This window comes from Kordiimonas gwangyangensis DSM 19435 = JCM 12864 (assembly GCF_000375545.1).
Classification (GTDB): Bacteria; Pseudomonadota; Alphaproteobacteria; order Sphingomonadales; family Kordiimonadaceae; genus Kordiimonas; species Kordiimonas gwangyangensis.
In genome coordinates this window covers 488717-512697 of record NZ_AQXF01000003.1, presented here as the reverse complement: position 1 = coordinate 512697, position 23981 = coordinate 488717, and the positions used below count along the sequence as shown (strand labels likewise).

25 protein-coding genes and 1 tRNA gene are annotated in these 23981 nt (G+C 57.1%); 14 read left to right on the top strand and 12 right to left on the bottom strand.

The features are described 5' to 3' along the window. Window positions 1-15: 15 nt before the first annotated feature. Both B150_RS0110690 and B150_RS0110685 read right to left on the bottom strand, forming a co-directional pair. A complete protein-coding gene (locus B150_RS0110690; protein WP_020399918.1) occupies window positions 16-891 on the bottom strand; it encodes a S49 family peptidase in 876 nt (291 codons plus the stop codon). Between the two features lie 46 nt (window positions 892-937). After that, window positions 938-1753 (bottom strand): tRNA1(Val) (adenine(37)-N6)-methyltransferase, encoded by an 816-nt coding sequence (locus B150_RS0110685; protein ID WP_020399917.1) that lies wholly within the window; start codon window positions 1751-1753, stop codon window positions 938-940. Window positions 1754-1933: 180 nt separating this feature from the next. On the opposite strand from B150_RS0110685, the gene B150_RS0110680 reads away from it, so the two are divergent. Both B150_RS0110680 and B150_RS0110675 read left to right on the top strand, forming a co-directional pair. Next, window positions 1934-2962: a polyprenyl synthetase family protein gene (locus tag B150_RS0110680; RefSeq protein ID WP_020399916.1), complete on the top strand. Its 1029-nt coding sequence runs from the start codon at window positions 1934-1936 to the stop codon at window positions 2960-2962. A 73-nt stretch (window positions 2963-3035) separates the two neighbouring features. Then, window positions 3036-3112, top strand: a tRNA-Pro gene (locus tag B150_RS0110675). Between the two features lie 44 nt (window positions 3113-3156). Here B150_RS0110675 and B150_RS0110670 read toward each other — a convergent pair. Genes B150_RS0110670 through B150_RS0110655 form a run of 4 tightly spaced genes read right to left on the bottom strand, consistent with a single transcriptional unit; the run spans window position 3157 to window position 7072 of the window. After that, window positions 3157-3726, bottom strand: a complete 570-nt coding sequence (locus B150_RS0110670) for a uracil-DNA glycosylase family protein (protein ID WP_020399915.1) — start codon at window positions 3724-3726, stop codon at window positions 3157-3159. Then, window positions 3726-4877 (bottom strand): aromatic ring-hydroxylating oxygenase subunit alpha, encoded by a 1152-nt coding sequence (locus tag B150_RS0110665; RefSeq protein WP_020399914.1) that lies wholly within the window; start codon window positions 4875-4877, stop codon window positions 3726-3728. Before B150_RS0110665 ends, B150_RS0110670 begins: the two co-directional genes overlap by 1 nt. After that, a complete protein-coding gene (locus B150_RS0110660; protein WP_020399913.1) occupies window positions 4878-5750 on the bottom strand; it encodes a dimethylarginine dimethylaminohydrolase family protein in 873 nt (290 codons plus the stop codon). Further along, the gene (locus tag B150_RS0110655; protein ID WP_020399912.1) at window positions 5747-7072 is read right to left on the bottom strand and encodes an APC family permease; all 1326 of its coding nucleotides are present in this window, start codon (window positions 7070-7072) and stop codon (window positions 5747-5749) included. Before B150_RS0110655 ends, B150_RS0110660 begins: the two co-directional genes overlap by 4 nt. 230 nt (window positions 7073-7302) lie before the next feature. Between B150_RS0110655 and modA the strand changes: the two genes are divergently transcribed. Continuing rightward, window positions 7303-7992, top strand: coding sequence for a molybdate ABC transporter substrate-binding protein (modA, locus tag B150_RS20645; protein ID WP_020399911.1), 690 nt, complete (start codon window positions 7303-7305; stop codon window positions 7990-7992). Between the two features lie 340 nt (window positions 7993-8332). Beyond that, the gene (locus B150_RS0110645; RefSeq protein WP_020399910.1) at window positions 8333-9235 is read left to right on the top strand and encodes an MBL fold metallo-hydrolase; all 903 of its coding nucleotides are present in this window, start codon (window positions 8333-8335) and stop codon (window positions 9233-9235) included. A gap of 3 nt (window positions 9236-9238) precedes the next feature. Here B150_RS0110645 and B150_RS0110640 read toward each other — a convergent pair whose 3' ends face one another. Beyond that, on the bottom strand, window positions 9239-10045 hold the full coding sequence (locus tag B150_RS0110640; protein ID WP_020399909.1) for a DODA-type extradiol aromatic ring-opening family dioxygenase: 807 nt from the start codon (window positions 10043-10045) through the stop codon (window positions 9239-9241). A 324-nt stretch (window positions 10046-10369) separates the two neighbouring features. Here B150_RS0110640 and nadA point away from each other — a divergent pair, with 324 nt between their 5' ends. Both nadA and nadC read left to right on the top strand, forming a co-directional pair. Then, the gene (gene nadA, locus B150_RS0110635) at window positions 10370-11368 is read left to right on the top strand and encodes a quinolinate synthase NadA (protein WP_020399908.1); all 999 of its coding nucleotides are present in this window, start codon (window positions 10370-10372) and stop codon (window positions 11366-11368) included. A gap of 19 nt (window positions 11369-11387) precedes the next feature. Continuing rightward, the gene (gene nadC, locus B150_RS0110630; RefSeq protein ID WP_020399907.1) at window positions 11388-12230 is read left to right on the top strand and encodes a carboxylating nicotinate-nucleotide diphosphorylase; all 843 of its coding nucleotides are present in this window, start codon (window positions 11388-11390) and stop codon (window positions 12228-12230) included. Here the strand turns inward: nadC and B150_RS0110625 are convergent. The 3 genes from B150_RS0110625 to rpmF form a co-directional block, all read right to left on the bottom strand. Further along, window positions 12185-12628, bottom strand: coding sequence for a DUF6869 domain-containing protein (locus tag B150_RS0110625; protein ID WP_020399906.1), 444 nt, complete (start codon window positions 12626-12628; stop codon window positions 12185-12187). The genes nadC and B150_RS0110625 overlap by 46 nt on opposite strands. 110 nt (window positions 12629-12738) lie before the next feature. Beyond that, window positions 12739-13530: a M48 family metallopeptidase gene (locus B150_RS20640; RefSeq protein WP_162139690.1), complete on the bottom strand. Its 792-nt coding sequence runs from the start codon at window positions 13528-13530 to the stop codon at window positions 12739-12741. A 153-nt stretch (window positions 13531-13683) separates the two neighbouring features. Continuing rightward, complete coding sequence (gene rpmF, locus B150_RS0110615; protein WP_025896608.1) at window positions 13684-13869, bottom strand: 50S ribosomal protein L32; 186 nt, start codon at window positions 13867-13869, stop codon at window positions 13684-13686. Window positions 13870-14130: 261 nt separating this feature from the next. Here rpmF and B150_RS0110610 point away from each other — a divergent pair, with 261 nt between their 5' ends. The 8 genes from B150_RS0110610 (at window position 14131) to B150_RS0110575 (ending at window position 20898) form a co-directional block, all read left to right on the top strand. Further along, window positions 14131-15069, top strand: coding sequence for a 2-hydroxyacid dehydrogenase (locus tag B150_RS0110610; protein ID WP_020399903.1), 939 nt, complete (start codon window positions 14131-14133; stop codon window positions 15067-15069). Between the two features lie 82 nt (window positions 15070-15151). Further along, window positions 15152-16132 (top strand): calcium/sodium antiporter, encoded by a 981-nt coding sequence (locus B150_RS0110605; protein WP_020399902.1) that lies wholly within the window; start codon window positions 15152-15154, stop codon window positions 16130-16132. Continuing rightward, on the top strand, window positions 16129-16890 hold the full coding sequence (locus B150_RS0110600) for an SDR family oxidoreductase (protein ID WP_020399901.1): 762 nt from the start codon (window positions 16129-16131) through the stop codon (window positions 16888-16890). Before B150_RS0110605 ends, B150_RS0110600 begins: the two co-directional genes overlap by 4 nt. A 2-nt stretch (window positions 16891-16892) precedes the next feature. After that, complete coding sequence (gene folB / locus B150_RS0110595; RefSeq protein WP_020399900.1) at window positions 16893-17318, top strand: dihydroneopterin aldolase; 426 nt, start codon at window positions 16893-16895, stop codon at window positions 17316-17318. Window positions 17319-17700: 382 nt separating this feature from the next. Continuing rightward, on the top strand, window positions 17701-19554 hold the full coding sequence (gene uvrC, locus B150_RS0110590; RefSeq protein ID WP_020399899.1) for an excinuclease ABC subunit UvrC: 1854 nt from the start codon (window positions 17701-17703) through the stop codon (window positions 19552-19554). A gap of 83 nt (window positions 19555-19637) precedes the next feature. After that, window positions 19638-20189, top strand: coding sequence for a CDP-diacylglycerol--glycerol-3-phosphate 3-phosphatidyltransferase (gene pgsA / locus B150_RS0110585; RefSeq protein ID WP_026168316.1), 552 nt, complete (start codon window positions 19638-19640; stop codon window positions 20187-20189). A 3-nt stretch (window positions 20190-20192) separates the two neighbouring features. Then, complete coding sequence (moaD, locus tag B150_RS0110580) at window positions 20193-20447, top strand: molybdopterin converting factor subunit 1 (RefSeq protein WP_020399897.1); 255 nt, start codon at window positions 20193-20195, stop codon at window positions 20445-20447. Between the two features lies 1 nt (window position 20448). After that, window positions 20449-20898: a molybdenum cofactor biosynthesis protein MoaE gene (locus B150_RS0110575; protein WP_020399896.1), complete on the top strand. Its 450-nt coding sequence runs from the start codon at window positions 20449-20451 to the stop codon at window positions 20896-20898. A 71-nt stretch (window positions 20899-20969) separates the two neighbouring features. Here B150_RS0110575 and ftsZ read toward each other — a convergent pair whose 3' ends face one another. Continuing rightward, on the bottom strand, window positions 20970-22628 hold the full coding sequence (gene ftsZ, locus B150_RS0110570; RefSeq protein WP_020399895.1) for a cell division protein FtsZ: 1659 nt from the start codon (window positions 22626-22628) through the stop codon (window positions 20970-20972). A gap of 70 nt (window positions 22629-22698) precedes the next feature. Then, the gene (ftsA, locus tag B150_RS0110565) at window positions 22699-23964 is read right to left on the bottom strand and encodes a cell division protein FtsA (protein WP_020399894.1); all 1266 of its coding nucleotides are present in this window, start codon (window positions 23962-23964) and stop codon (window positions 22699-22701) included. Between the last annotated feature and the right edge of the window lie 17 nt (window positions 23965-23981).

Genomic DNA, 23981 nt, shown 5'->3' with positions numbered 1-23981 from the left:
TTCCTCCGTCAAACACTATAGACCAAACCGGTTCCAGAACAGGCGCTCTTCAATGGCGGAGAGAAGACCGCCGGGCAGATCGGCCATGCCGTCAAACCCACTGCCTTCGTCAAAACCACCGCGCCTGAGACCAAGCAGCGAACCAAATCGTGGCTTCTTCTCACCCACAAGCCGGAACCTGACCTTCTTGCCGAACCGGTCCCGAAGTACGCTTCGCATATCACCAATATCGTCAATGAGACCCTGCTTGACGGCATCGGTGCCTGTGAAAACATCCCCGGAGAAAATATGCGTCCGCAGCCCTTTCAGACGCTTACCCCGGCGCTCCCGCACCAAGGACTTGAAATGCTCGTGAATGTCGCCCTGAATGGCTTTAAGCCGTTCTACATCCTCTGCTTTTTCATCTTGAAAAGCATCAAGCATCGCTTTGCTTTCACCGGCAGTATAAAGGCGACGTTCAATGCCGAGTTTTTTGATGGCTTCGGTGAAGCCAAACCCGCTTGAAACCACGCCGATACTGCCAATGATCGAACTCTCGTTCGCGTAAATCTCGTCCCCCGCCAGCGCGAGCATATAACCGCCTGACGCCGCTACATCTTCGGCGAAGGCCAGCACCGGCACATGTTTTTCCCGCGCGAGATCACGGATGCGCTTTGTGATGAGCGCTGACTGCACTGGCGAACCGCCCGGCGAATTGATCTGAAGCGCAACAGCCGCGAGACCCGGCATTGAGAATGCACGCTCGAGCTGGCCCGCCAGCGACGCCAGATTGAGGCCGGAGCGGAACCGCTTGCCGGGCGCAATAACTCCATAAAGCCGCACCACCGCAACAAGGGGGGGCGGGTCGCCAAAAATGGCGCATCTGAGCTTATGGAATGTCTTCGCTATCATCCGTCTCTGTTCACCGGTTTATTGTGTTCCGCAGTTCTTAACGGCTTTAACGCCCACGCGCAAAGGCTTTAAGGTCAAGCGCGGCGCCGTCCCACAAAATAGCCTTGGCTTCCTTGGTATATCTTTCCACGTCACCATGGAGCGCAAGGCCCGGCAGAATACTCGCCGTGCCGTGGGTTCCTTTACGCCCCTGAATGATAACGCGTTTCGCTGGCGCACCGAAGCGCGGCCATAGCGGCATGATCTGGATATCACCCACCCGGCGGTAAAGCTGCGCGATGACCTCATCCACCCGGTCGGCCCTGTAGATAATGGAGACCGTGCCACGGTTCTTGACCTTGTGAATGCAGAACCGCACCCAGTCTTTGAGGGCCGCGCTTGAGTCCATATGGGCAAGGCCCTTATTGGCAACGGGCGGCCTGATGCCCTTGCCGTCCGCGAGATACGGCGGGTTCACCATCACATGGTCATAGGTTGCCTCAGGGCTGGACAGGTCTGTGATGCAACCCTTCTCCACGCTCACCTGATCCTCAAGTTGGTTGTAGGCGATATTGCGGCGCGCGAAGGAAAGCATGTCATCCTGAATATCGATGCCGTGCACCAAAGCCCCCGGCACCCGGCGCGCGAGGCAAAGTGCGGCACCGGCCGAGCCCACGCCGCCCTCTATTATACGGTCCCCGGCTTTCGCGGGCACACAGGCAGCAAGCATGACCGTATCCATCGACACCCGGTAGCCGTCACGCGGTTGAATGAGCTTGATGGCCCCACCCAGAAAATCGTCCACGCTGACGCTATCATCCGCTTCCGCGCATGCCAGCGTTCCACCGTCGGGATCGTCATTCAGGACTGTCTGGTCATTCATAAGCACCCGCCATCAATGCGCACATTTGTACGTATTTACCTTTTATTCATTTTTAGAGCGCGATTGTACGTCGAATTTGCCTGCGGTCAAACATCACAGGCGTGTGTTCGCCTTGCCTTCGAAAAGTTTGGGGGCTATTGTCCGCGCACAAAAAATAGCACGAACAGCAACGGGGTCACCATGTCATCTAATGTCGTATCCATCCACGGGCACCGCAGCGCGGATACCGTGAACAATCCGATCAAAACGCTTCAGGCGCTGGTCGCGGATGATATGAACCTTGTGAACGAGTTGATCCTCGAGCGCATGCAAAGCCCGGTGGCCCTTATCCCTGAGCTTGCAGGCCACCTGATTTCCTCTGGCGGCAAACGCCTTCGCCCGATGCTGACCCTCGCTTCCGCGCAGATGCTAGGCTATGACGGCAAGCGTCACATCGGCCTCGCGACAGCTGTTGAATTCATTCACACCGCGACCCTCCTCCATGACGATGTTGTGGACGAAAGCAACATGCGCCGCGGCAAAAAGACCGCGAACCTGATCTGGGGCAATCAACCCACTGTTCTCGTCGGTGACTTCCTTTTCAGCCGCGCTTTTGAGCTGATGGTAGAAAGCGATTCGCTACGTGTGCTCAAGATCCTGTCGAACACCTCGGCAGTTATTACCGAAGGCGAAGTGCTGCAGCTGACCACCGCCAATGACCTCTCCACGTCGGAAGACAAATACCTGGAAGTCATTAGCGCAAAAACAGCGGTGCTGTTTGCTGCCGCCTGTGAAGTTGCGGGTGTCGTGTCCGAGCAAGGCCGCGAAGTTGAAGAAGCGCTTGATGCATATGGCAAATACCTCGGCATCGCCTTCCAGCTTGTTGATGACGCGCTCGACTATTCCGCCAAGCAGGTAACGCTTGGTAAGGAAATTGGTGATGACTTCCGCGAAGGCAAAGTCACGCTGCCGGTTATCCTCGCTTACCGCCGCGGCACAGACGAAGAAAAAGCCTTCTGGAAACGCACCGTGGAACGCAGGCGCCAAGAAGAAGGCGACCTCGAGGAAGCCATCCGTGTCATGACGAAACACGACACGCTGGGCGGCACCATCGAACGGGCGCGGCATTATGGCGCAATGGCCAAGGATGCCCTTGGGATTTTCAAGGATAGCCCGGCTAAAACAGCGCTCCGCGATATTGTCGACTTCTGCATCGAGCGCGCCTACTAAAATACCCTTGCATGGGCGAAAAGCTTCGCCTATATAGTCGCGCACCAATTGGCCCGTCCCACTTTATTCCTGTCGGGGAATAGCTCAGCCTGGTAGAGCACTGTGTTCGGGACGCAGGGGCCGGAGGTTCGAATCCTCTTTCCCCGACCATTTAAAAGCCGCCCTCATGTAGGGCGGCTTTTTCTGTTTCTGAACTAGATGGCCTGCGCGACGACTGCCCGCAAGCGCAGCAAAACTTCTGCTTCAAACCACGGGTTCTTCTTGAGCCAGATATTGTTGCGTGGACTGGGGTGCGGCAGCAGGAACCTGCCACCCGCGCCATTTTCAGGGTCGCGCACAGCTTCGGTCAGGGTTTTGCCTTTGAGGTATGGCATATGCCAATCCCGCGCGTAGGTGCCAATGACAAGCGTGAGGCTGACATCCGTCAGCATGGCCATCAAAGCTTGTCGCCACTTGGGCGCACATTCGGGCCTTGGTGGCAGGTCGCCGGACTTTCCGGTGCCAGGGTAACAAAAGCCCATGGGCAGGATCGCAACCTTTGTGGCGTCATAGAATGTCGTGCGGTCCACGCCCATCCATGCCCGCAAACGGTCCCCGCTCGCATCATCAAAAGGGATGCCGGTTTCATGCGCCTTGCGGCCCGGCGCTTGGCCAGCGATTAAAATACGCGCTGATGGTGATATCTGAAAAACCGGCCGCGGTGCATGCGGCAGAACTTCCGCACAGTACGTGCACGCGCGTGCGTCGGTGATCACGTCAGACATCAAGTGTTTGCGGGCTTCTGCCGGTAACAAGCGCTTGGCACAGCCTCGCGAATGCGCCGCGCGCTATCAAGCAGGCAGACTTCTGTTTTCGCAAGCGGGCCTGCCGTGAAGCTGGATGATCCCATGCCGTCCTGCACCCTGTTGATAATGGCCGTGTCTTCCGCATTCACTTCTCGGTTGATGCGCCAGTTGAGGTACCGCGCAGCTTTCATTTCGCGCCGGTCGTCAGGTAGCACGTAAGCAATTTCGCGGATCAGAGTCTCATTCGGGGATACGGGAATGAACTGCATGAAATCGATCTGATCGGGATAAATATCAAACGCAAGGTTGGGCCACAGGCGGTAATAAACCCAGTGTTTCTGCTTATCATCCGGCAAATGCTCGACCCGCGGCAGAAGCTTCTTATAGGCACGGGTGGACCAACTGTCCTTGCGAGTCTCCATCACGTCACCCCACATTTTGTGGATATCGCCCTTCACTTCCATGCCGTAACTGTTGCCCACAAGGCCCGAAAGACCGGGGTGCGCCACCGGGATGTGCAGCGCATCAACATAGTTGTCCGCAATCTGTTTCCAGTTCACCGTGCGCGGCCGCAGGGTGATGCGGCCAAGCGGCGTCATATCTTCCATGCGGTAAGGCAATATTTCATCGATATAGGGCGCGAACTGGTCAGCCACACTCGGGCCATCCTTGCTGCCGTCCATCTTCACCCAAACAAAACCAAGAAAAACCTCGGTTCTGACCGGTGCAAGCGGGTGTTCAGCACGGTCAAAGGCTTCAAAGTCACGCTCATAGGGTACGTTGATCAAGGCACCCTCAAGGTCCCAGGTCCAGGCGTGGTAAGGGCAACGGATGCGCCCCGGACAACTGCCCTGATTACCTTCAAGCAAGCGCGAACCACGGTGCCTGCACACGTTATGAAACGCCCGCACACTGCCGTCCTTGCCGCGCACGGCGACAATGCGTTCATTGAGGATATCGAGCGTCGCAAAATCACCGGCCTTGGGAATATCATTGAGATGGCACACCAGTTGCCAGTTTGGGCGAATGACCGCGTCCATTTCGGCACGGAAAAAATCCATGTCGCTATAGGTCCATGATGGCAGGCTTTCATATGCGCCTGTTGGTAAAACCCGGTCATCCATGCTCATTCACTCCCTGACAAGGGGCCGCGTCAGGCAGGTTGGCCCGCCTTCGCCCTTGCGGCTGATTTCGTCACCCACATAAGTCTGCACCCGGCAGCCCGCCGCTTCAAGTCGCGCTTTTGTGAGCGGCAGCCGGTCAAGCATCAATGTGTCACGCGGCCCAACCGCCAGCACATTGCAGCCCATCGGAATAAACTCTTCCTCCGGTACCTCGACAAAACTGATGCCAAGGCCCGTGAGCCAGTTCAGGAAACTGTCCGGCATCAGCGGGCGGTATATCAGCGCCAAATCGCGGTCGAGCGGGCTGATCATCGACATCAAGTGGAAGACATCGTCAGGATGGTCCGGCGCAGGTAGCGACACCACATGCACCTCAACTTCATCACCAAGGAGCTCCTGCAGCTGCCGAATACCTTCCGCATTGGTGCGCGGCCCCTGCCCCACCGCCAGTTTGGTCGCGTCCAACCAAATAAGGTCTCCGCCTTCGATGGTGCCGGGTTTCTCAATACGACCGAGGAGCGGGAATCCGTGTTTATTCAGGAAATGGGCGTTGATTTGCGGCTCATTATTGCGGCTGGCGCGGCCCATGTTACACAGAATCAGACCTTTGGGGCTTACAAGCAGCGCATCACGGGCATAGATACTGTCAAGTGTCAGGCTATCATCACCTGGGAGCGAAAGCACTTCCGCACCGCCAGCTTTCAGCATCCCCAGGAACGTCTCATGTTCGACGATCGCTGGGGCCAGCTTTGGCGCCTCGTGGAAGCGGAGGGTTTGCCACTCGTCCTTTATCTTCGCATCTGACTGATAAGCCGCCTGTGGCGTTCGCACAGCCACTACCTTGATGGCACCATATTCATTGAAGCCAGCGAGTTTCATGAGTTTTCCTTCCTTTCAGCCTGAACCTGCATCCAGACATAGACGGGCACACCCGCAAGCAGCAGCAAAAAGCCCCAATACACTGCATCGCGCCCGGAGCCTGCGATGGCCCAGATGGTGTAAAGAAAACCGATGATTGAGGCGATTGTATCACGTACCCGCCTGAATTTGGATGGACTGGGTGTCCGGACAGAAAACAGCCATGCCGCCGCGGTCGAAAAGGTGATCGGGATCAATGCCGAAAGGGTCGAAATCAATATCAGGAATTCAAACGCAGCCACGAGGCCGTCAACATAATTGAATACCAGCACAAATGACGCCAGCATACCACCCACGACAAAGCCAAATGCGGGCGTACCGCTTTTGGTCAGCCGCGCGAAACGGCGTGGGAACAGACCATCGAGCGCAGCTGCCATGGGCATGTGCCCTGCCACCAGCAGGTTCGCGTTCACGCCGCTCACCGTCGCAATAATAGCGACAGCAGCAATCACCAGCGCCCCAATCGGGCCAACGAGGCGGGTGGCCGCATCCGCAAGCGGCGCGGTTGAATTGACGAGGTCTTGCGCGGGCACAAGACCAAACACCGCAACCGAGACCGCGAGGTATAGCACCACGACGACCATGACCGCAGCAATGGTGGCACGCGGAATTGTTTTGGCGGGGTCTTTTATGTCGCCCGCCGGAATTGTCGCAACTTCAAAGCCGATAAAGGCCCACATGGCCAGCACGCTGGCAGCCGCAAGCGCACTGAGCGGCGGCTCGCTCGGGGTGAGCATGGTATCGAAATTCGCGCTCTCGATACCAAAGAGGCCGACGGTCGCAAGGAACAGGAGCGGCAACAGTTTCGCAAGGCTCGTCACAAGCTGGAAGACACTGCTGTCCTTGATGCTCCGGCAATTGAGGTATACGAGCGACCAAATAATCAGGAGCCCGGTACCTATTGCTAGTGTGTTGGAGGTGCGGAGTATGGGCAGGAAGACGGAAATATAACCAAGGCTGGCAACGGTCACCGCTGCAACAGCCGTCCACAATGATATCCAGTAGCCCCAGGCCATAAGGAAACCGGCAAAACCGCCAAACCCGGCGCGGGAATAAGCGTATGGCCCACCCTCCTTCGGTACGCGCCGCGCCATGAATGCAAGCGCGAGCGCCATGGCGATGGTGCCAGTGCCAGTCACGACCCAGCTCATGAGGCCTAACTTACCATAGGGTGCCAGAACGGTCGGCAGCATAAAAACACCAGAACCAACCATCATGCCGATGGCCAAGCCCCAGGTGCGCCAGAAGCCCATGACGCGCGGCTTTTCACTCTCCACCAGCATTTCTCCCCCGCTGATCTAACGTGAGCCTAGAGCAGGCACAAGGGAAGGCACAACGGAAAATTCATATATCACTTGCTGGTGAGGCAACTTGCGGCATGTAGCGATGCCCCGTAAAACCATGGGGAAGAAAAAAGGACCCGCCCATGTGCCGCCGCCTCTCTACCCTTCTCGTATTCCTGTCTCTCGTACTCACTAGCAACTTGGCGCAAGCCACGGAGCGAGAGGGAACAGTGACTATATTTGCCGCGGCCAGCCTGACGGACGTGCTGCCTGTCCTTGCTGAGGAATGGATCAAATCCGGCCCGGCCCACGCCCCGCGCTTCTCATTTGGCCCCAGCGCTACCATGGCGCGGCAGGTGGCAGCAGGTGCACCCGCCCATATTGTGCTGTCTGCCAACCCGGACTGGGTGAAGTATCTCGCGGATAAAGACCTGCTCACCGGGTCGCCTGTCACCGTAGTGCAAAACCGCCTTGTGCTTGTGGTGCCCGGCGCAGGCCATACGTCTACCACCGCCCTGACAGCGGAACGAATATCTGAGCTTATCGGCGATAAAAAACTGGCCATCGCTGACCCATCCGTGGCACCTGCTGGCGCATATGCAAAGAGCTATCTGGAGGCTATCGGCCTGTGGGACACACTTTCTGGCAGGATTGCGATGGGCTCAAACGTACGGCAGACGCTCACCCTCGCTGAACGGGGCGGCTTGCCCGCCTTTGTCTACGCCACCGACGCCAAACGCAGTACTAAAGTGAATATTGTCGGGGTGGTGCCATCAGACGCTACACCACCGATCCTCTATGCCGCCGGCAGAACAAAACTGGCAAGCGGTGCCGCAGACAGTTTTTTCGCCTTCCTCTCGTCCCCGGCGGCTGCCCCAATCTGGGCCGCTTATGGCTTCGAGCCATATGTATCAAAATAAAACACCTCAAACTGCACCAAAATGAGACATTCTCGTACCCGTTTGATACAGCCAATTTTAGCTAAATAATAAGTCATTGATTTATATTAACAAAAAAACTGGCACGGGGGTTGCGATTACATGCGCGAACCCGGTGCTCCGGCTGCCACCAGAAACCGGGATCAGGAATTTTCAGGGTCACATCCAGCTGCCACTGACCGTGACCTGACGAAATCGAAGTCCGACTGCACCTCAATGCCCCACCTCAATCCGCTGGTGCAGTCGGCTTCGACCCATTTCCCTTCCCTCCGCCAGCATTTCGGTTTACCCCTTGGGCTCTTGCTCAAGTGGGAGATTGTTCATGGGCCCAGAATTCATTCAGGATTTTTCCGCTCTCTACGGTGAACCGGAGAAACTGAGCCCACTTGTAACCCGCGTTCTTTGCAAGAATCCAAGCCCTTTCACCTATACGGGCACCGGCACCTATCTCGTCGGAGAGCATTCTCTGGCTATTATCGACCCCGGGCCGGACATGCCCGAACACGGTGAAGCAATTTTGGCAGCCGCGGGCGAGCGCCCCATCACCCACATTCTTGTCACCCATAGCCATATCGACCACTCGCCCTTGAGCGCATGGCTGGCCGAAAGGACGGGCGCTAAAATCTATGCGTTTGGCGCACACGGCGCGGGCCGGAAAGGTGGCCTCGCAGGCGAGGATGTTGAGGCTGGAGCAGATTGGTCATTCAAGCCCGACGTGCTGCTTGAGGACGGTGAGATCATTGATGGCGGTGAATGGACCATGGTAGCGCACCATACGCCCGGCCACACCGCCAACCACCTGTGTTTCCATCTGAAGGAGGAGAATGTGCTGTTCGTGGGCGACCATATTATGGGTTGGGCCACGACAGTGATCGCGCCGCCGGACGGTGACATGCAGCAATATCTGGATAGTCTGCGCAAGGTGGTGGACCTGGGCGTGGACAAGCTATACCCAACGCACGGGCCTTCGGTCGACAATCCGGACAAGTTTGTGCGTGCCGTTATCACCCACCGCCGCATGCGCGAGGGACAGATCGTGAACCTGCTGCAGGAAGGTCCCATGACCATAGCAGACATGGTCGAGCGCATGTACCGGGAGGTCAACAAGGCCTTGCACCCGGCCGCCGCTCGCTCAGTCCTTGCGCACCTTATATCATTGGTCGAAGACGGCCGTGTAACGTGTGAGGGCGACGCAACCCTGCACGCGACGTACAGCTTGCCCTAACCGTTACCCACCGAAACGGTAGCAGGAATATGCCTTGCCCCCGATCATTTCGGAAAAATCCAGCTTGCCTTTCTCGGCATGCGCCGCACCCACGGCAACCATCAACGGCAACAAATGCTCTTCGCGCGGATGCGCTGCCCTTGCGCCTGGTGCGTTTTCCCAGGCCAGCAAGTCTTGCCAACGCTCCTCTGGCGTATGCTTGGTGAGTACCTCTTGCAGCCAGCCATCGAAATCAAGAGATGCACCGACACCAGGCCTGAAAATGGCACGAAGGTCATGGAAACTGCTGCCGCTTCCTATGATCAGCACACCTTGCTCACGAAGGGCAGCCAGAGCTTTCCCGATTTGCAGATGCAATGCCGGGTCAAGCTGTCGCTGTAACGACAAGGTAACCACAGGCAACTGCGCCTCATGGTCAATAATCATCATCGGTACAAACACAGCGTGATCAAAGCCGCGCATGTCATCGCGTGCCGCAGGAACACCTGCTGCCTCGAGCTTGGCAATGATCTGTCCTGCCAGCACCGGATGGCCGGGCGCCGGGTACCGGAGTTTGTAGGTGTGGTCCGGAAAACCATAATAGTCATAGAGCATGCCTGGGCGCGCAGCACCGGTCACCGTCGGCCTGTCGCTCTCCCAGTGTGCCGACACAATGAGCACCGCTTTCGGGCGCTCTGGCAACGACGCCAACAGGCCTTCAAAATAGACCTTCAGGCCGTCATAGGCACCAGGTCCCAGCGGTTGCGGCAGGTCAGCCCAGAAACACGGGCCACCGCCGTGGGTGATGTAAAATGTGGGTTGTCTTGTCACGCGATATTCTCTTTGCTTTCAAGATTGTCAGCCCTCGCTCACCAGATGTAAGATTGGTACTTACAAAATGTAAGTAGGCATCAAAAGGTAAGCATGGATTGCGTAGCGAATTCGTTGCGCCCGTAAGCCATATCGCGCGCCAAACCTTGAAACCACCAGCATGCACCGCGATATGAAGCATGCCGCCCACCGGTGAACTGGGGCTAACAGAAGAGCCAATAAATCCTTGATTGCCAAGACAGGGTTGGCCCGGTATCAATGCGGCAGATTTTGGCAGAGACACGACTGGCAGCGCCAGTTGGGGCTAACAAAAAGAAGTAGACGATGAACCTGATCAATAACCCACATGTTGACCCTACCCTTGACCTCGTGGCGGAAATCAACCGCCTGCGCGAAGAAAAGAATGCGGTCATTCTGGCCCACTATTATCAGGCGGGTGAAATCCAGGACATCGCGGACTTCGTGGGCGACAGCCTCGACCTTTCCCGCAAGGCTGCCGAGACCGATGCAGACATGATCGTATTCTGCGGCGTGCGCTTCATGGCGGAAGTGGCAAAAATCCTCAGCCCGAAGAAAAAGGTTGTGCTACCTGACCTCAAAGCTGGCTGTAGCCTGGAGGACAGCTGTCCGCCGGACGAGTTTGAGAAGTTTGTAAAAGCGCACCCCGATCATATGGTGCTAAGCTACATCAACTGCTCTGCCGCTGTTAAAGCGCATACGGACATCATTGTCACAAGTTCGAACGCCGAGCATATTGTGCGCCAAATCCCCGAGGATCAGAAGATTATTTTCGCGCCGGACCGTCACCTTGGTGGTTTCCTGTCGCGTAAGCTGGGCCGGGACATGCTGCTGTGGCAGGGCACCTGCATCGTGCACGAACTGTTCAGCGAAAAAGAACTGGTTAAACTGAAAGCCAAACACCCGGGCGCGCCCGTCGCTGCCCACCCAGAGTGCCCGGACAATATCGTCCAGCACGCGGACCATGTTGGCTCCACCAGCTCCATCCTCAAGTTCGCGACCGAAACCGACGCGGATACCATCATTGTAGCGACCGAGCCCGGCATCATCCACCAAATGGAGAAAGCCGCGCCGCACAAAACCTTCATCGGTGCACCGGGCGCTGACGGCAATTGCAGCTGCAACACCTGCCCGTTCATGGCACTCAACACGATGGAGAAGCTTTACCTTTGCCTGCGTGATGAAGGCCCGGAAATTGAGCTGGATGAGGAAACGCGCGTTGCCGCTGAAAAGCCGCTCCGCAAGATGCTTGCAATGAGCCCTACATTAGGTGCCGCCAAGGACGTGTCCGCGATTGGCGCTTAACCGCACAGGGGAATCCGCCATGACAGTCTTTCCGCTCAACGACGCTGAAATCGAAGCCTTCATCGACGTCGCCTTTGCCGAGGACATCGCCACTGGCGACGTGACCTGCGCGACCGTAATACCGGCTGAAGCGCGGCTGACCGCCACGATGAACGCGCGGGAAGAGATGGTCGTCGCGGGCTTACCGCTTTTAGCCCCCATCTTTCACCGGCTTGATTCTGACTGCGTGGTTACCTACCGCGCACAAGACGGGGACAAGGTTCAACCGGGTGCCACACTTGCCGTGATCGAAGGCAAGGCACGTGCGCTGCTGTCTGCCGAGCGTACGGCGCTCAACATCGTGCAGCATCTCTCCGGCATCGCTACGCTCACCCGGCGCTATGTCGATAAGCTTGACGGCACAAATGCGCGCTTGCTGGATACGCGCAAGACCATCCCCGGCCTCAGGAAGCTCGGCAAATATGCGACAGCCATGGGCGGCGCAAAGAACCACCGTATGGGTCTTTTTGATGCTGTCATGATCAAGGACAACCACATTGCTGTGGCGGGTTCAGTGCAAGTGGCAATCGCTGGTGCCAAAGGCGCTGGACGCAACGATATTCAGGTTGAATGCGACACGCTTGAGCAGGTGCGCGAAGCGGTGGACGCGGGCGCGAACAGCCTGCTTCTGGATAACATGCCGCCATCCATGCTCAGAGAAGCCCTTAAAATCGTGGACGGCCGTGTGCCGTGCGAAGCCTCAGGCGGCGTGAACCTGGATACAATCCGCGCGATCGCGGAAACAGGCGTCGACTATATCTCGGTCGGGCGGCTCACTCAGTCCGCCGCGGCGGTTGACATCGGCCTCGACTTTTCTGCCTGAGCCAAAATAGCGCCATGATGGGCCCGAATGCCGGGCAATTCGCCCGCAAGGCGGCTCCAACTATGTTCGTGGAGTGCCCCCTTCCAAACGCACGACAGCGCCACGCAGAAGTTCCGGTTTTCTCGCGCTGCCTCAATCAAAAGCCCCAGCACATCATTGCCGTGGAAGTTGATCAGGTCCTCAAGCGGGCCGGTGCCAAGGAAGGACAGCGCCTTGTTGTTGTCCGCTTCCACCATATTGACGATGACCCAGATCACCCGAAAGGCGATCTTGGCATCCTCGCGGCATAGTCGCCACATGGTTTCAACAGCTCTGAATTCGCTTGCCTCAATGGCCCCGTCATTGAGGAAATATGCCAGATAGTTTCTGGCAAGTTCCTGGATATCACTCTCGGTCATTTTGCACCCCTGTCACATAAAAGTGTGACGCCCCAAAAGGTTACCCCATGACTCGGGTCTGCCTCAAAAAAGCAGGGTGCGCAAATGACCGAGCGCTTTTATCTAAAATTTTAACGAGGATTATACTCGGATAGGTAGCTATCCATCTTGTCAGACAACCGCTTGATGCGCTGATCATCAGTCGGGTGCGTAGACAGCCAAGCCGGTTGCCCACCACCGCCGTCTTTCATGGCTTTCATCTTTTTCCAGAGCCTGACAGCTGCCCGCGGATCATAGCCAGCGCGCGCCATATAGCGCGTACCGACATCATCTGCCTCAAGCTCCATCGCCCGACTATGGGGAAGCTGTACAAAGCCCTGAGCGGCAAGCGCACCAAGGGTTACAGCTATTTGGGACATTTGCTGATCCTCGGTTGTGGCGCCCACTGCAACGCCAACACCAGCGATTGCCATATTCTGTGCCTGTACCCGGCTCATCTTCTCCGCGCCGTGACGCAGGATGGCGTGTGCGATCTCGTGCCCGATAACCGCAGCCAGTTCCTCATCGGAGGTAAAGCTATCGACCATTTTTTTGTAGACCGCGATCTTGCCGCCCGGCAGCGCCCAGGCGTTGAGCACATCTTCGTCGATGACCACAAACTCCCATGGCATGCCCGGATTATCGGAAATCGCCGCGATTCGCCGGCCAATACGCTGGACACGCTTCGCGTCGGCTGTATTCGTTTCCACATCTGCGGTCTTCTTCACTTCATTCATGGCCTCAAGGCCGAGGGCTGCGTCCTGGCTGGGCGGAATGGTGATGAACTGCGACCGTCCGGTCACTTCGTTGGTGGTCATGCAGGCGGTGAGAAGAAGGGCAGCGCCCGCGGCCGTAATCTGGGCCTTGAACTTGCTGATAGGCATCGTGTTGTCCCCAAGTTTGTAGTCCGAGGTTTTCAGCATACTCAACAAGATGGCAACGGGAAGGCAAATCTGATGCGCGCATCAAAAGCAAAGAAAAAGCCGGCCCATATTGGACCGGCTTTTTCTGGAATTCCGTTTCCGGAAGCGTAAGGCTTAGTAGTCGCCTTTGGGCTCCAGAACCTGCTTACCACGATACATACCTGTCTTCAGGTCGATGTGGTGACGCAGCTTGTACTCGCCAGTGTGCGAGTCTTCCTGATAGTTTACGGCTTTCAGGGCATCGTGCGAACGACGCATACCACGGCGAGAGCCAGTTACTTTTCTCTTAGGTACTGCCATTTTTCTAACCTTTTCGCTCGCCGGGGTCCGCCAGAGGCGCCACCGGGCAACACTTAAGGGCTCGCAAACACGCGAACCCCTTGATTCGAGGCGCGCACCATAAGGGGAGCCCCTTTCAATTGCAAGGAAAACCGACACACGTATGTATCGCCTTTCGTTCGGGCGCACAGATAATTGATTCTTCCACTCTTTTCAAGCAGACATTTCGCTAAATCGCCCTATCTTCTCGCCACAGGAATTCGACAAGACGAGAGGGACCCCATGACACGCATCCTGTTCTACCTGCAAGACTACAGCCATGATATCTGGCGCGAGGCGATCAAGCGTGTGGACCCATCAGTGGAATTCCGCAGTTTTCCCGATTGGGGCAGCCCTGATGATGGCCCTGCCTACGCCTTTGTCTGGGAGCCCGAACCCGGCCTTCTGGCACGCTATACCAACATCAAAGCCATCTTCTCGCTCGGCGCGGGCATCGACCACCTGACCCGCGACCCGGACCTACCCAAGAATGTGCCCATCATCCGCATGGGCGACGACGGCTTGAAGGAAGGCATGGCGGAGTTTGTCGCCATGAGCGTGTTGATGCACCACCGCGGTATGCCGCAGCTTATGGCCAAACAGCGCAACCGCGACTGGGGCCGCTACTTTGCCAGTGCCGCAAAAGACGTTCGGGTTGGCATCCTCGGTTATGGCGCTCTCGGGCAGGTTTCTGCCGCTGCTCTGAAACCATTCGGTTACGACCTTGCTGCATGGTCCCGCACTCAGAAGCCCGCCGAAGAGGGCATCACGCTTTATCACGGCGCAGAAAACCTGAATGAGTTCCTTGCGCGCACAGATATTCTTGTCGGGCTGCTACCCAGCACAAAAGAGACTGCAGGCCTCCTAGATTTTGACCGTCTCTCGCTTCTGCCAGAAGGCGCCAGCGTCATCAACGCCGGGCGTGGCAGCCTTATTGTGCTCGATGACCTCATGGCGCTTCTGAATAGTGGCTACCTGCGCGGCGCAACTCTTGATGTCTTCCCGGAAGAACCGCTTCCGAAAGATCATGCACTTTGGGGACTAGACAATGTGCTGATCACTCCCCATATCGCAGCGATAACGCGTCCAGATACCGCCGCAGAATATGTGCTGCGTAATATAGAAAAATTGGAACGCGACGAGACAGCGGAAAACGTTCTGGATTTGACGCGCGGCTACTGACTTTGCTTTTCAGGGCCCGAGTACCTATATATGCGCTAAGCGGCGAGTTTTAGGCCGTGTGTAACAAGGATAAGATCACCATATGGCATACCTTCAAGTTGTCGCCGGTATAGTACTCTTGGTTGTTGCTGGCGACTTTCTGGTCCGCGGATCTGTATCCCTTGCGATGCGCGCCGGGATATCCAAGCTCGTTATCGGCCTTACGATTGTTGCCTTCGGCACCTCAGCCCCTGAAATGCTTGTCGGTGTTGATGCCGTGCTTCAGGGCGCGCCAACCTTGGCCATCGGCAACGTGGTCGGCTCCAACATCGCGAACGCGCTTCTGGTGGTGGGGGTACCTGCCCTCTTGGCCCCCGTGGCCTGCTGCGCCCCCAAGGTTGGGCGCAACCTCGCCATGATGCTGATTGCAACAGCACTTTTTATCGCCCTGTCGATGGACGGCAAGTTTGCTTATATGGAAGGTGCCATCCTTCTCGTGGGCCTCGCCCTTTTCCTTGGCTACTCGGTCATGGCGCGCAAGGCCTGCCCAGTTGAAGCAGCCGCACAAATGGCGGAGATGGAAGAACTGGACCGCAAGCCGGACGGATACGGTGTCGCATTGCTTTGCCTTTTTGGTGGCCTCGCGGGTCTTGCCATTGGTGCCGACCTGCTGGTCATTGGCTCTGTGCAGATCGCAACGGAATTTGGTATTCCGGAAGCCGTCATCGGCCTCACGCTCGTCGCCCTCGGCACAAGCCTGCCAGAGCTTGTAACCTGTGTGATGGCAGCTATTCGCGGCCACTCCGATGTGGCGATTGGCAACGTAATCGGCTCAAATATATTCAACATTCTAGCCATTATGGGTGTGGCCCCACTTTTTGGTACCATCCCGGTACCGGAGACATTCCTTGAAGTTGACCTTTGGGTCATGCTCGGCTCCAGTCTCCTCCTCATCCCGTTTGTTAAAATTCGCAAACAGGTCGGGCGCTTGGGCGGCATCATGATGGTCGCACTTTATATCGGTTACCTCGTATATCTCGCGCACTCTACAGAAAGCGCCGCTGTAATGGGGCTGACACTGTGAAGCGCGCACCTCGCACCGTACTCGTAACGGGTGCCGCGCGGCGCATCGGGCGAGCCATCGCGCAGGACCTTGCCGCCCAGGGTTGGCACGTGGCCGTGCACTACCATGGCTCCACTGATGACGCCGATATGGTGGTCGAGGAGATCGAAGCCTTTGACGGCCGCGCCGTGGCGGTCAAGGCTGACCTCTCTGACGCTGCTGAAACGCTTGCGCTGGTCCAAAATGCAGCGGAAGCACTTGGTGCACCGCTTGCAGCGCTTGTAAACAATGCGTCGCTGTTTGAGGATGACCGGATCGATACCTTCACACCGGAAAGCTGGCACGCGCACATGAGTGTGAACCTGCTCGCGCCTGCGATATTGACCCAGCAGTTCGCGGCACAGCTGGCTGATGGTGTGTCGGGCAACGTCATAAACATGATCGACCAACGTGTCCTGAAGCTCAATCCGCAATATCTGTCCTACACGACATCCAAGGCGGGCCTGATGACCTTGACGCGGACAACGGCACAAGCCCTTGCACCGCGTATCCGCGTAAATGCCATAGGGCCCGGTCCTACGCTGCCGAACCACATGCAGGGTGACGATATGTTCGCGCGTGAGGCTTCGTCCGTGCTGCTCGGCTACGGCCCGAACCTGACAGAAATCTGCGCTGCAGTGCGTTTTCTACTTGAGACTCAATCGATCACAGGGCAAATGATTGCGCTTGATGGTGGCCAGCATCTTGCGTGGCGTACCGCCGATATCCTGGAGGACTGACCATGGCGCAAGACGACGCGACCCAGAAATCAAACATCGTGCATATGCCCTATGCTGATGCGTCGCGCTCTGTGCGGCACGTTTTCGTGCGCGGCTATGAAACAGTCGCCCAGATCGGTGTATGGGAGCACGAGAAGGACACCCGCCAGCGCATCCGTCTGAGTGTGGACCTGTCGGTACTCGAAGATGGCGAGCATCATGACGATCAACTCGTTAAAGTAGTATGCTACAACGAGATTGTCATCGGCATCCAAAAAATCCTTGCCGAGGGTCACATCAACCTTGTTGAAACGCTGGCAGAGAGAATCGCCCAGATGACCCTGGAGGACCCCCGCGTGGTAACGTCGCGGGTGAAGGTAGAGAAGCTCGAGGCGGTTGAGGGCGCACAAAGTGTCGGTGTTGAAATCGAACGCCGCCAACATGCTTAACAAAGCTTAACCAATTAGTAACAATCGGCTTTTCCGAGGCTTTTCGCGCGGAAAGGCCCGAGAAGTTGTACACACCGAATCAATGGCTGCCATAGCCCCAAATTCAACACAAGACGGCAAAGTCCAACAATAAAAAAATATCGCCTTGACTGGCCCTACCCTTATATAAATCAACGACTTAGCAATAGTGCACAAAAAATAAGCAAACCGTAAAAAACCTAGTGTTACAGCGATGTTGCAATGACAACACCAAACTTTCCCACAAGGTTATCCACAGGAAACGTGGAAATCTTTTTGGCGAATCAAAACATAAAAGTCGAACATTGATTCTGGTGTCTCAATCCGGCACAAGTTGAGTGGAATTCACGCAAGGAAGGGCGTCGTGACTGAGGGATCGCTCGAAAAAGGCATCGATACCATCAAGAGCCATGTAAAGACCGCGCCAACGGCTGCGGGGGTTTACAGGATGCTCGACCGTCATGGTGATGTGCTTTATGTCGGCAAGGCGAAAAGCATCAAGAAGCGCATTGTCGCCTATACCCAACCTAAACGATTACCCAACCGTTTGCAGCGCATGGTTGCCGCGACAGAGACCATGGTCTTTGTCACCACCCGCACCGAAGCCGAAGCACTACTGCTGGAAGCGTCGCTGATCAAGCGCTTCAAACCGCCCTTCAACGTGCTGCTGAAGGACGACAAATCCTTCCCTTACATCATGCTGCGCGAAGACCATGAATGGGCGCAGATTGCCAAGCACCGCGGTGCCCGCAAGCACAAGGGCCAGTATTATGGCCCGTTCGCAAGCGTGTCCGCGGTCAACCGCACCCTGAATACGCTGCAGAAAATCTTCCAGCTTCGCTCCTGCACCGATAGCACGCTTGAAACACGCACTCGGGCCTGCTTGCTTTATCAGATCAAGCGCTGTTCCGGCCCCTGTGTCGGCCATGTCTCAAAGGGTGAGTATAATGACATGGTAAGCGAGACACGCGCCTTCCTTGAAGGCCGCACCTCCGGCATTCAAAAGAAACTCGCCGCCGCGATGCAGGAAGCCAGTGACGCGCTTGAGTTTGAAGTCGCGGCCATTTTCCGCGACCGACTGAACGCCCTAACCCACATCCAAAGCCATCAGTCCATGGTCAACGCCATGGTCGATGAAGCGGATGTGATTGCCGCAGCTGAGGTGGGCGGCCAGGTGGGTATTCAGGTCTTCTTCTTCCGTGCCGGGCAGAATTGGGGCCACCGGGCCTATTTCCCCAAGCACGACAAGACCGATACCCTGCCCGAGGTGTTAGGTGCTTTCATCGGCCAGTTCTACGACAACAAACCTGCGCCCAAACTGGTGCTGCTGTCCCACGCCGTGCCTGAGCAGGAATTGCTGATGACCGCCCTTTCAGACCGCATGGGCCGCAAGGTGAGCCTGACGGTACCCGAACGAGGCAAGAAGGCCGATGTTGTGCGTGAGGCAGAGCGTAACGCCAAAGAGGCGCTGGAGCGACGACTGGCGGAAAGCGCGAGCCAGGCACGCCTTCTGGACGGTGTGGCAGAGAAGTTTGGCATGGCAGAGCCACCCAAGCGCATCGAAGTCTATGACAACAGCCATATTCAGGGCACCAATGCCGTCGGCGGGATGATCGTGGCAGGACCGGAAGGCTTCATGAAAAACGCCTACCGCAAGTTCAATATCAAATCCGAGGACGTCGCGCCCGGCGACGACTTTGGCATGATGAAAGAAGTGCTGGAACGCCGCTTCAAACGCCTCCTCAAGGAAGACGCGGACCGTGAGCGTGGCCACTGGCCTGATGTGTTATTGATCGACGGCGGCAAAGGCCAACTTTCAAGCGTGATGGAAATCCTCGAGGATTTGGGCGTGTCCGGTGTCACCGTCGTTGCCATCTCCAAAGGGCCGGACCGGAACGCAGGCCGGGAACAGTTCCATATTCCCGGGCGCGAGAGCTTCATGCTCGCGCATACAGACCCGGTTCTCTATTACCTTCAGCGCCTGCGCGATGAAGCGCATCGCTTCGCCATCGGAACCCACCGCAGCAAACGGTCTGGCGATATTAAGAAGTCGCCGCTCGACGGAGTATCGGGCATTGGTCCCAAACGCAAAAAGGCACTGCTGCACCACTTCGGCTCAGCCAAGGCAGTGGCGGACGCCGACGTGCGCGACCTTGAGGGCGTTGAGGGTATTTCGCGCGCCATGGCCCAACACATTTATGACCATTTCCACGGCTAGATTTCACATGCCGGTGACGGAGATTGACGCTAGTGTCAATTCCGCTATGGTGTCGACACAATCAAGGCGTGGGTAGCATCAGAATGTGGACAATACCAAATTTACTGACACTTTCCCGGATCTTCGTGATCCCGGTACTGGTTGCGTCATTTTTCCTTGATCAACCACTCGGCAGTCATATCGCCTTTATCACCTTCGCCCTTGCCGGCATCACCGACTTTTTTGATGGCTATCTTGCCCGCGCCACCGGTTCGGTCTCCAAAATCGGCGTCTTCCTTGACCCCATTGCGGACAAGCTTATGGTCGCGGCGGTCATCGTCATGGTGGTCTACGCACAGTGGGTAAATGGTGTGCATGTCATCGCCGCCGTCATCATCATGTGCCGTGAACTGCTAGTCTCCGGCCTGCGTGAATTCCTGGCCGGTGTGCATGTCAGTGTACCGGTATCCATGCTGGCAAAATGGAAAACGACTGTGCAGATGCTAGCCCTCGGTATGCTGGTCTGGTCCAAAGGCGCGGTCGAATTTGGCCTGCCAGCACAGGAAATTGGCATCGCGGCGCTTTGGATTGCGGCGGTTCTCACGCTCTACACCGGCTACGATTACCTGCGCGCCAGCCTCAAACACATGGTCTAGGCCATGGCGCAGCTTCTGTATTTCTCATGGGTGCGCGAACGTATTGGCAAATCGGAAGAGCAGTTCGACCTGCCAGACGGTGTGCAAGACGTCGCAGCCCTGATTGAAGTCCTCCGCGAACGTGACAACGGTTACGCCACAGCGTTTGAGGACCTCTCCCGCATTCGTATAGCCGTCGGCCAGTCCCATGTCGGCACGGACCACACGATCAGCGATACCGACGAAATCGCCTTCTTTCCACCGGTGACAGGAGGCTGATGTGGCCAGCATCAGCGTGCAAGCAGATGATTTTGATATCACGGGCGAAATAAACGCACTCAAGGCAGACCGTGTAGACATCGGCGCAATTGTGACCTTCACAGGCACCGTGCGCGACCTTGATGGCTCCCTCACATCCATGACGCTCGAACACTACCCCGGCATGACCGAACGTGAATTGCAGGCTGTCGCAGATGAGGCGGAGGCACGATGGCCACTACAGGCATGCCGCGTCATCCACCGGTATGGCACATTGTCCCCGGGCGAGAATATCGTTCTCGTGATCACCATGAGCGCGCACCGGCATGCGGCCTTTCAAGCCGCCGACTTTCTGATGGATTTCCTCAAGTCACGCGCACCGTTCTGGAAAAAAGAAGAAACCGGCGAAGGCGCCACATGGGTTGACGCGCGGGAGAGTGACGAACTGGCCCTCAAACGCTGGAACAGCTGAACAGCGAGATAGACGATGGCACAAAAAAAGCCGGGCAGATGCCCAGCTTTTTGTTTTGGCTCAATAGGAGCTTAGTTCTGCTGACGCTTCAGGAAGCTCGGGATTTCAAGCTGATCCTTGGCTGGCGCAACGGCCGGGCGTTCCTCTGGCGTTACACCACCCAGGGTCGGCTCCTGCTTCACCGCACCTGCGTCATTTGACGGCGTCTGGCGCGCGACCGGTGCTTCCGGTTCGCCAGAACGCAGCCCAGCTGTCATGAGCTGGAACAGGCTGCGCTTCTGCGGTTGTGCTTCAGTTTCCTCTTCTGCCACCACAGGCTGCTCCTCGGTGCGCTTCTCAGGCGAACCGCTGGCATAAGCCGCTTCCTGGAAGGCATTCGGCTGACCGAGGGAAATCTGGTTCGCCTTTGGTGTCATCGGTGCGTCAGCGATGAAGGTATCTTCACCCTTGGCAGCTACTGCACGCTCCTCAAGTTCGTCCTCAACAGCTTTTGGCGCTTCTACTTCGGCCGCAGGCTCTTCGGCTTCAAACTCGATGGTGTGCTCGCCGGTGGCTTCAGCATCTTCCGGCGTCTCAAGCGCTTCCTGAAGGGCTGCCATGGCAGACATCAGGTCGTCAGCTTTGTCTTCCGCTTCCGGCTTCGCTTCTTCGGCAACAGCAACCTCTACAGGCGCAGTGACTTCAGCTTTCGGTGCCGGCTTTTCTGATACTGGCGGGGTCTCGATCCTGTCGCGGCGCGGCATCGGCATCTGCACGTTGCCAGCACCACCTTCAATGCCCGTTGCAACAACGGACACCCGTAGACGGCCTTCAAGTTCCTGATTGAAAGCAGAACCGAACACGATCAGCGCATCAGGGTCAACCTGGTCACGCACCATGTTCACCGCTTCATCAACTTCATACAGCGTCATGTCCATGCCGCCGGTTACGTTGATGATAACGCCCTTTGCACCTTTGAGCGACGCTTCTTCTAGAAGCGGGTTCGAGATCGCAGCAGCCGCCGCGTCACGTGCACGGGTTTCACCGTCCGCTTCGCCCGTACCCATCATCGCCTTGCCCATTTCGGACATAACGGTGCGCACGTCCGCGAAGTCGAGGTTGATAAGGCCCGGCATAACCATAAGGTCGGTAATACCGCGAACGCCCGAGTGCAGCACTTCGTCTGCCATGTTGAACGCGTCTGCAAAGGTGGTACGTTCGTTCGCGACGCGGAACAGGTTCTGGTTCGGGATAATGATCAGCGTATCAACGTGGCTGGCCAGCTCCTGAATGCCGGACTCCGCAATCTTCATGCGGCGCCCGCCTTCAAAGTGGAACGGCTTTGTGACCACACCAACGGTCAGGATACCCTTTTCACGTGCCCGGCGTGCGATCACAGGTGCTGCGCCGGTGCCCGTTCCGCCGCCCATGCCCGCTGTGATGAATGCCATGTGGCAACCGTTCAGGATATCGTCGATGGTGTCGACAGCTTCTTCCGCTGCGGCTTCACCAATCTTCGGCTGTGCGCCAGCGCCAAGGCCCTGCGTGATTTCCACACCCAGCTGGATGCGGTTGTCGGCCTTCGCGTTTGCAAGCGCTTGTGCGTCGGTGTTCGCGACAACAAAATCCACGCCCTGAAGTTCAGCAGCGATCATGTTGTTGACAGCGTTACAGCCCGCACCGCCAACACCGATCACCGAAATCTTCGGCGTCAGTTCAGTCAGTTCTGTGTTTCCAAAATCGATAGACATTGCCCAATACCTCCGTTTGATCCCTTGTATCTTGCCCGGCACGCCAAAACCAGCGCTACGAGCCCGCCCGTTAAAAGTTTTCCCGTACCCAGCGCGACAGACGGCTCAGCGCGCTTGCTGGGGGTGGGGTTCGTTTGTTTTTTCCGACCTTGCCAACGGTGTCCTCTACCGGTCGCTTGGCTGCATAGATAAGCAGCCCTACGGCTGCGGCGAATGTTGGCGCCTGTGCGGCCTGCGGCAGACCGTTCACAAGTTCGGGGCGACCGATCCGCACCTGGCGGCCCATCACCCTGCTTGCAAGGTCACGCACCCCTTCAGCCTGCGCGACCCCGCCTGTCAGCACGACACGGCGGCCAGCAACACCGGCAAACCCGCACGCTTCAAAACGTTCACTGATAGTGGTGAAAAGAAGCTCAAGCTCTTTCTGGATCACGCCTGTGAGTGCGCTCCGGCGCATACGTACAACAGCGTCATCACGCTCTTCGCCCAGTTGTGGCACTTCGATCTCCAGCCGCTCGTCGAGCGAGTCAACCGTGGCCGCGCCATTGAAGGTTTTCAGCCGCTCGGCATGCTCAAATGGGGTGAGCAAGGAGCGCGCTACCTGTTCTGTGATTTGACCGCCACCAATCGGCAGCACTTCTGCGTGCACGAGCGAGCCTTGCGCAAACACCGCGATAGACGTGGTGCCCGCACCGATATCAATGCAGGCCGCACCCATCTTGGCTTCATCTTCCACAAGGGTGGAAAGGCCCGCCGCAAACGGAGTTACTACTGCACCAGCAACGTTCAAGTGCGCCCGGCGCACACACGCCTGCAGGTTCTGGAGCGGGCCAGCCGCACAGGTCACTACATGAAGTGCGACACTCAGCTTCTTGCCGTACATGCCGAGCGGCGCTTTGATGCCAAAATTGCCGTCCACGGCGTAAGCGGCAGGGAATGCGTGCAGCAATCCGTCTTCGGCGAAGTCGACTTCCTCCTTCGCGAGGGCTACGGCTTTATCGAGGTCGCTTTGGCTGACGGCATGGCCCGCGATATCCACATTCACTTCAACGATACGGCTTTTTGGCTCGCCGCCCGAGAAGGTGAGATACACGTCGCTGACTGTCGCACCCGCCATTTTCTCCGCCTGGTCGACAGAGGCGCGGATCGCGTGCTCTGTGGCTTCCATGTCAACAATGGCGCCACCTGAGACACCGCCGTCACACGCGCGGTTGCCAACACCCTTCACGCGGATATGCCCGCCCGCATCAATTTCAGCGATCAGGCAAGCCACTTTGGCCGACCCTACGTCGAGCGCTGCGATCAATCCTTCAGGTGTGCCGTTCACGGTTTTCATTTGGCCTAACTCAATAC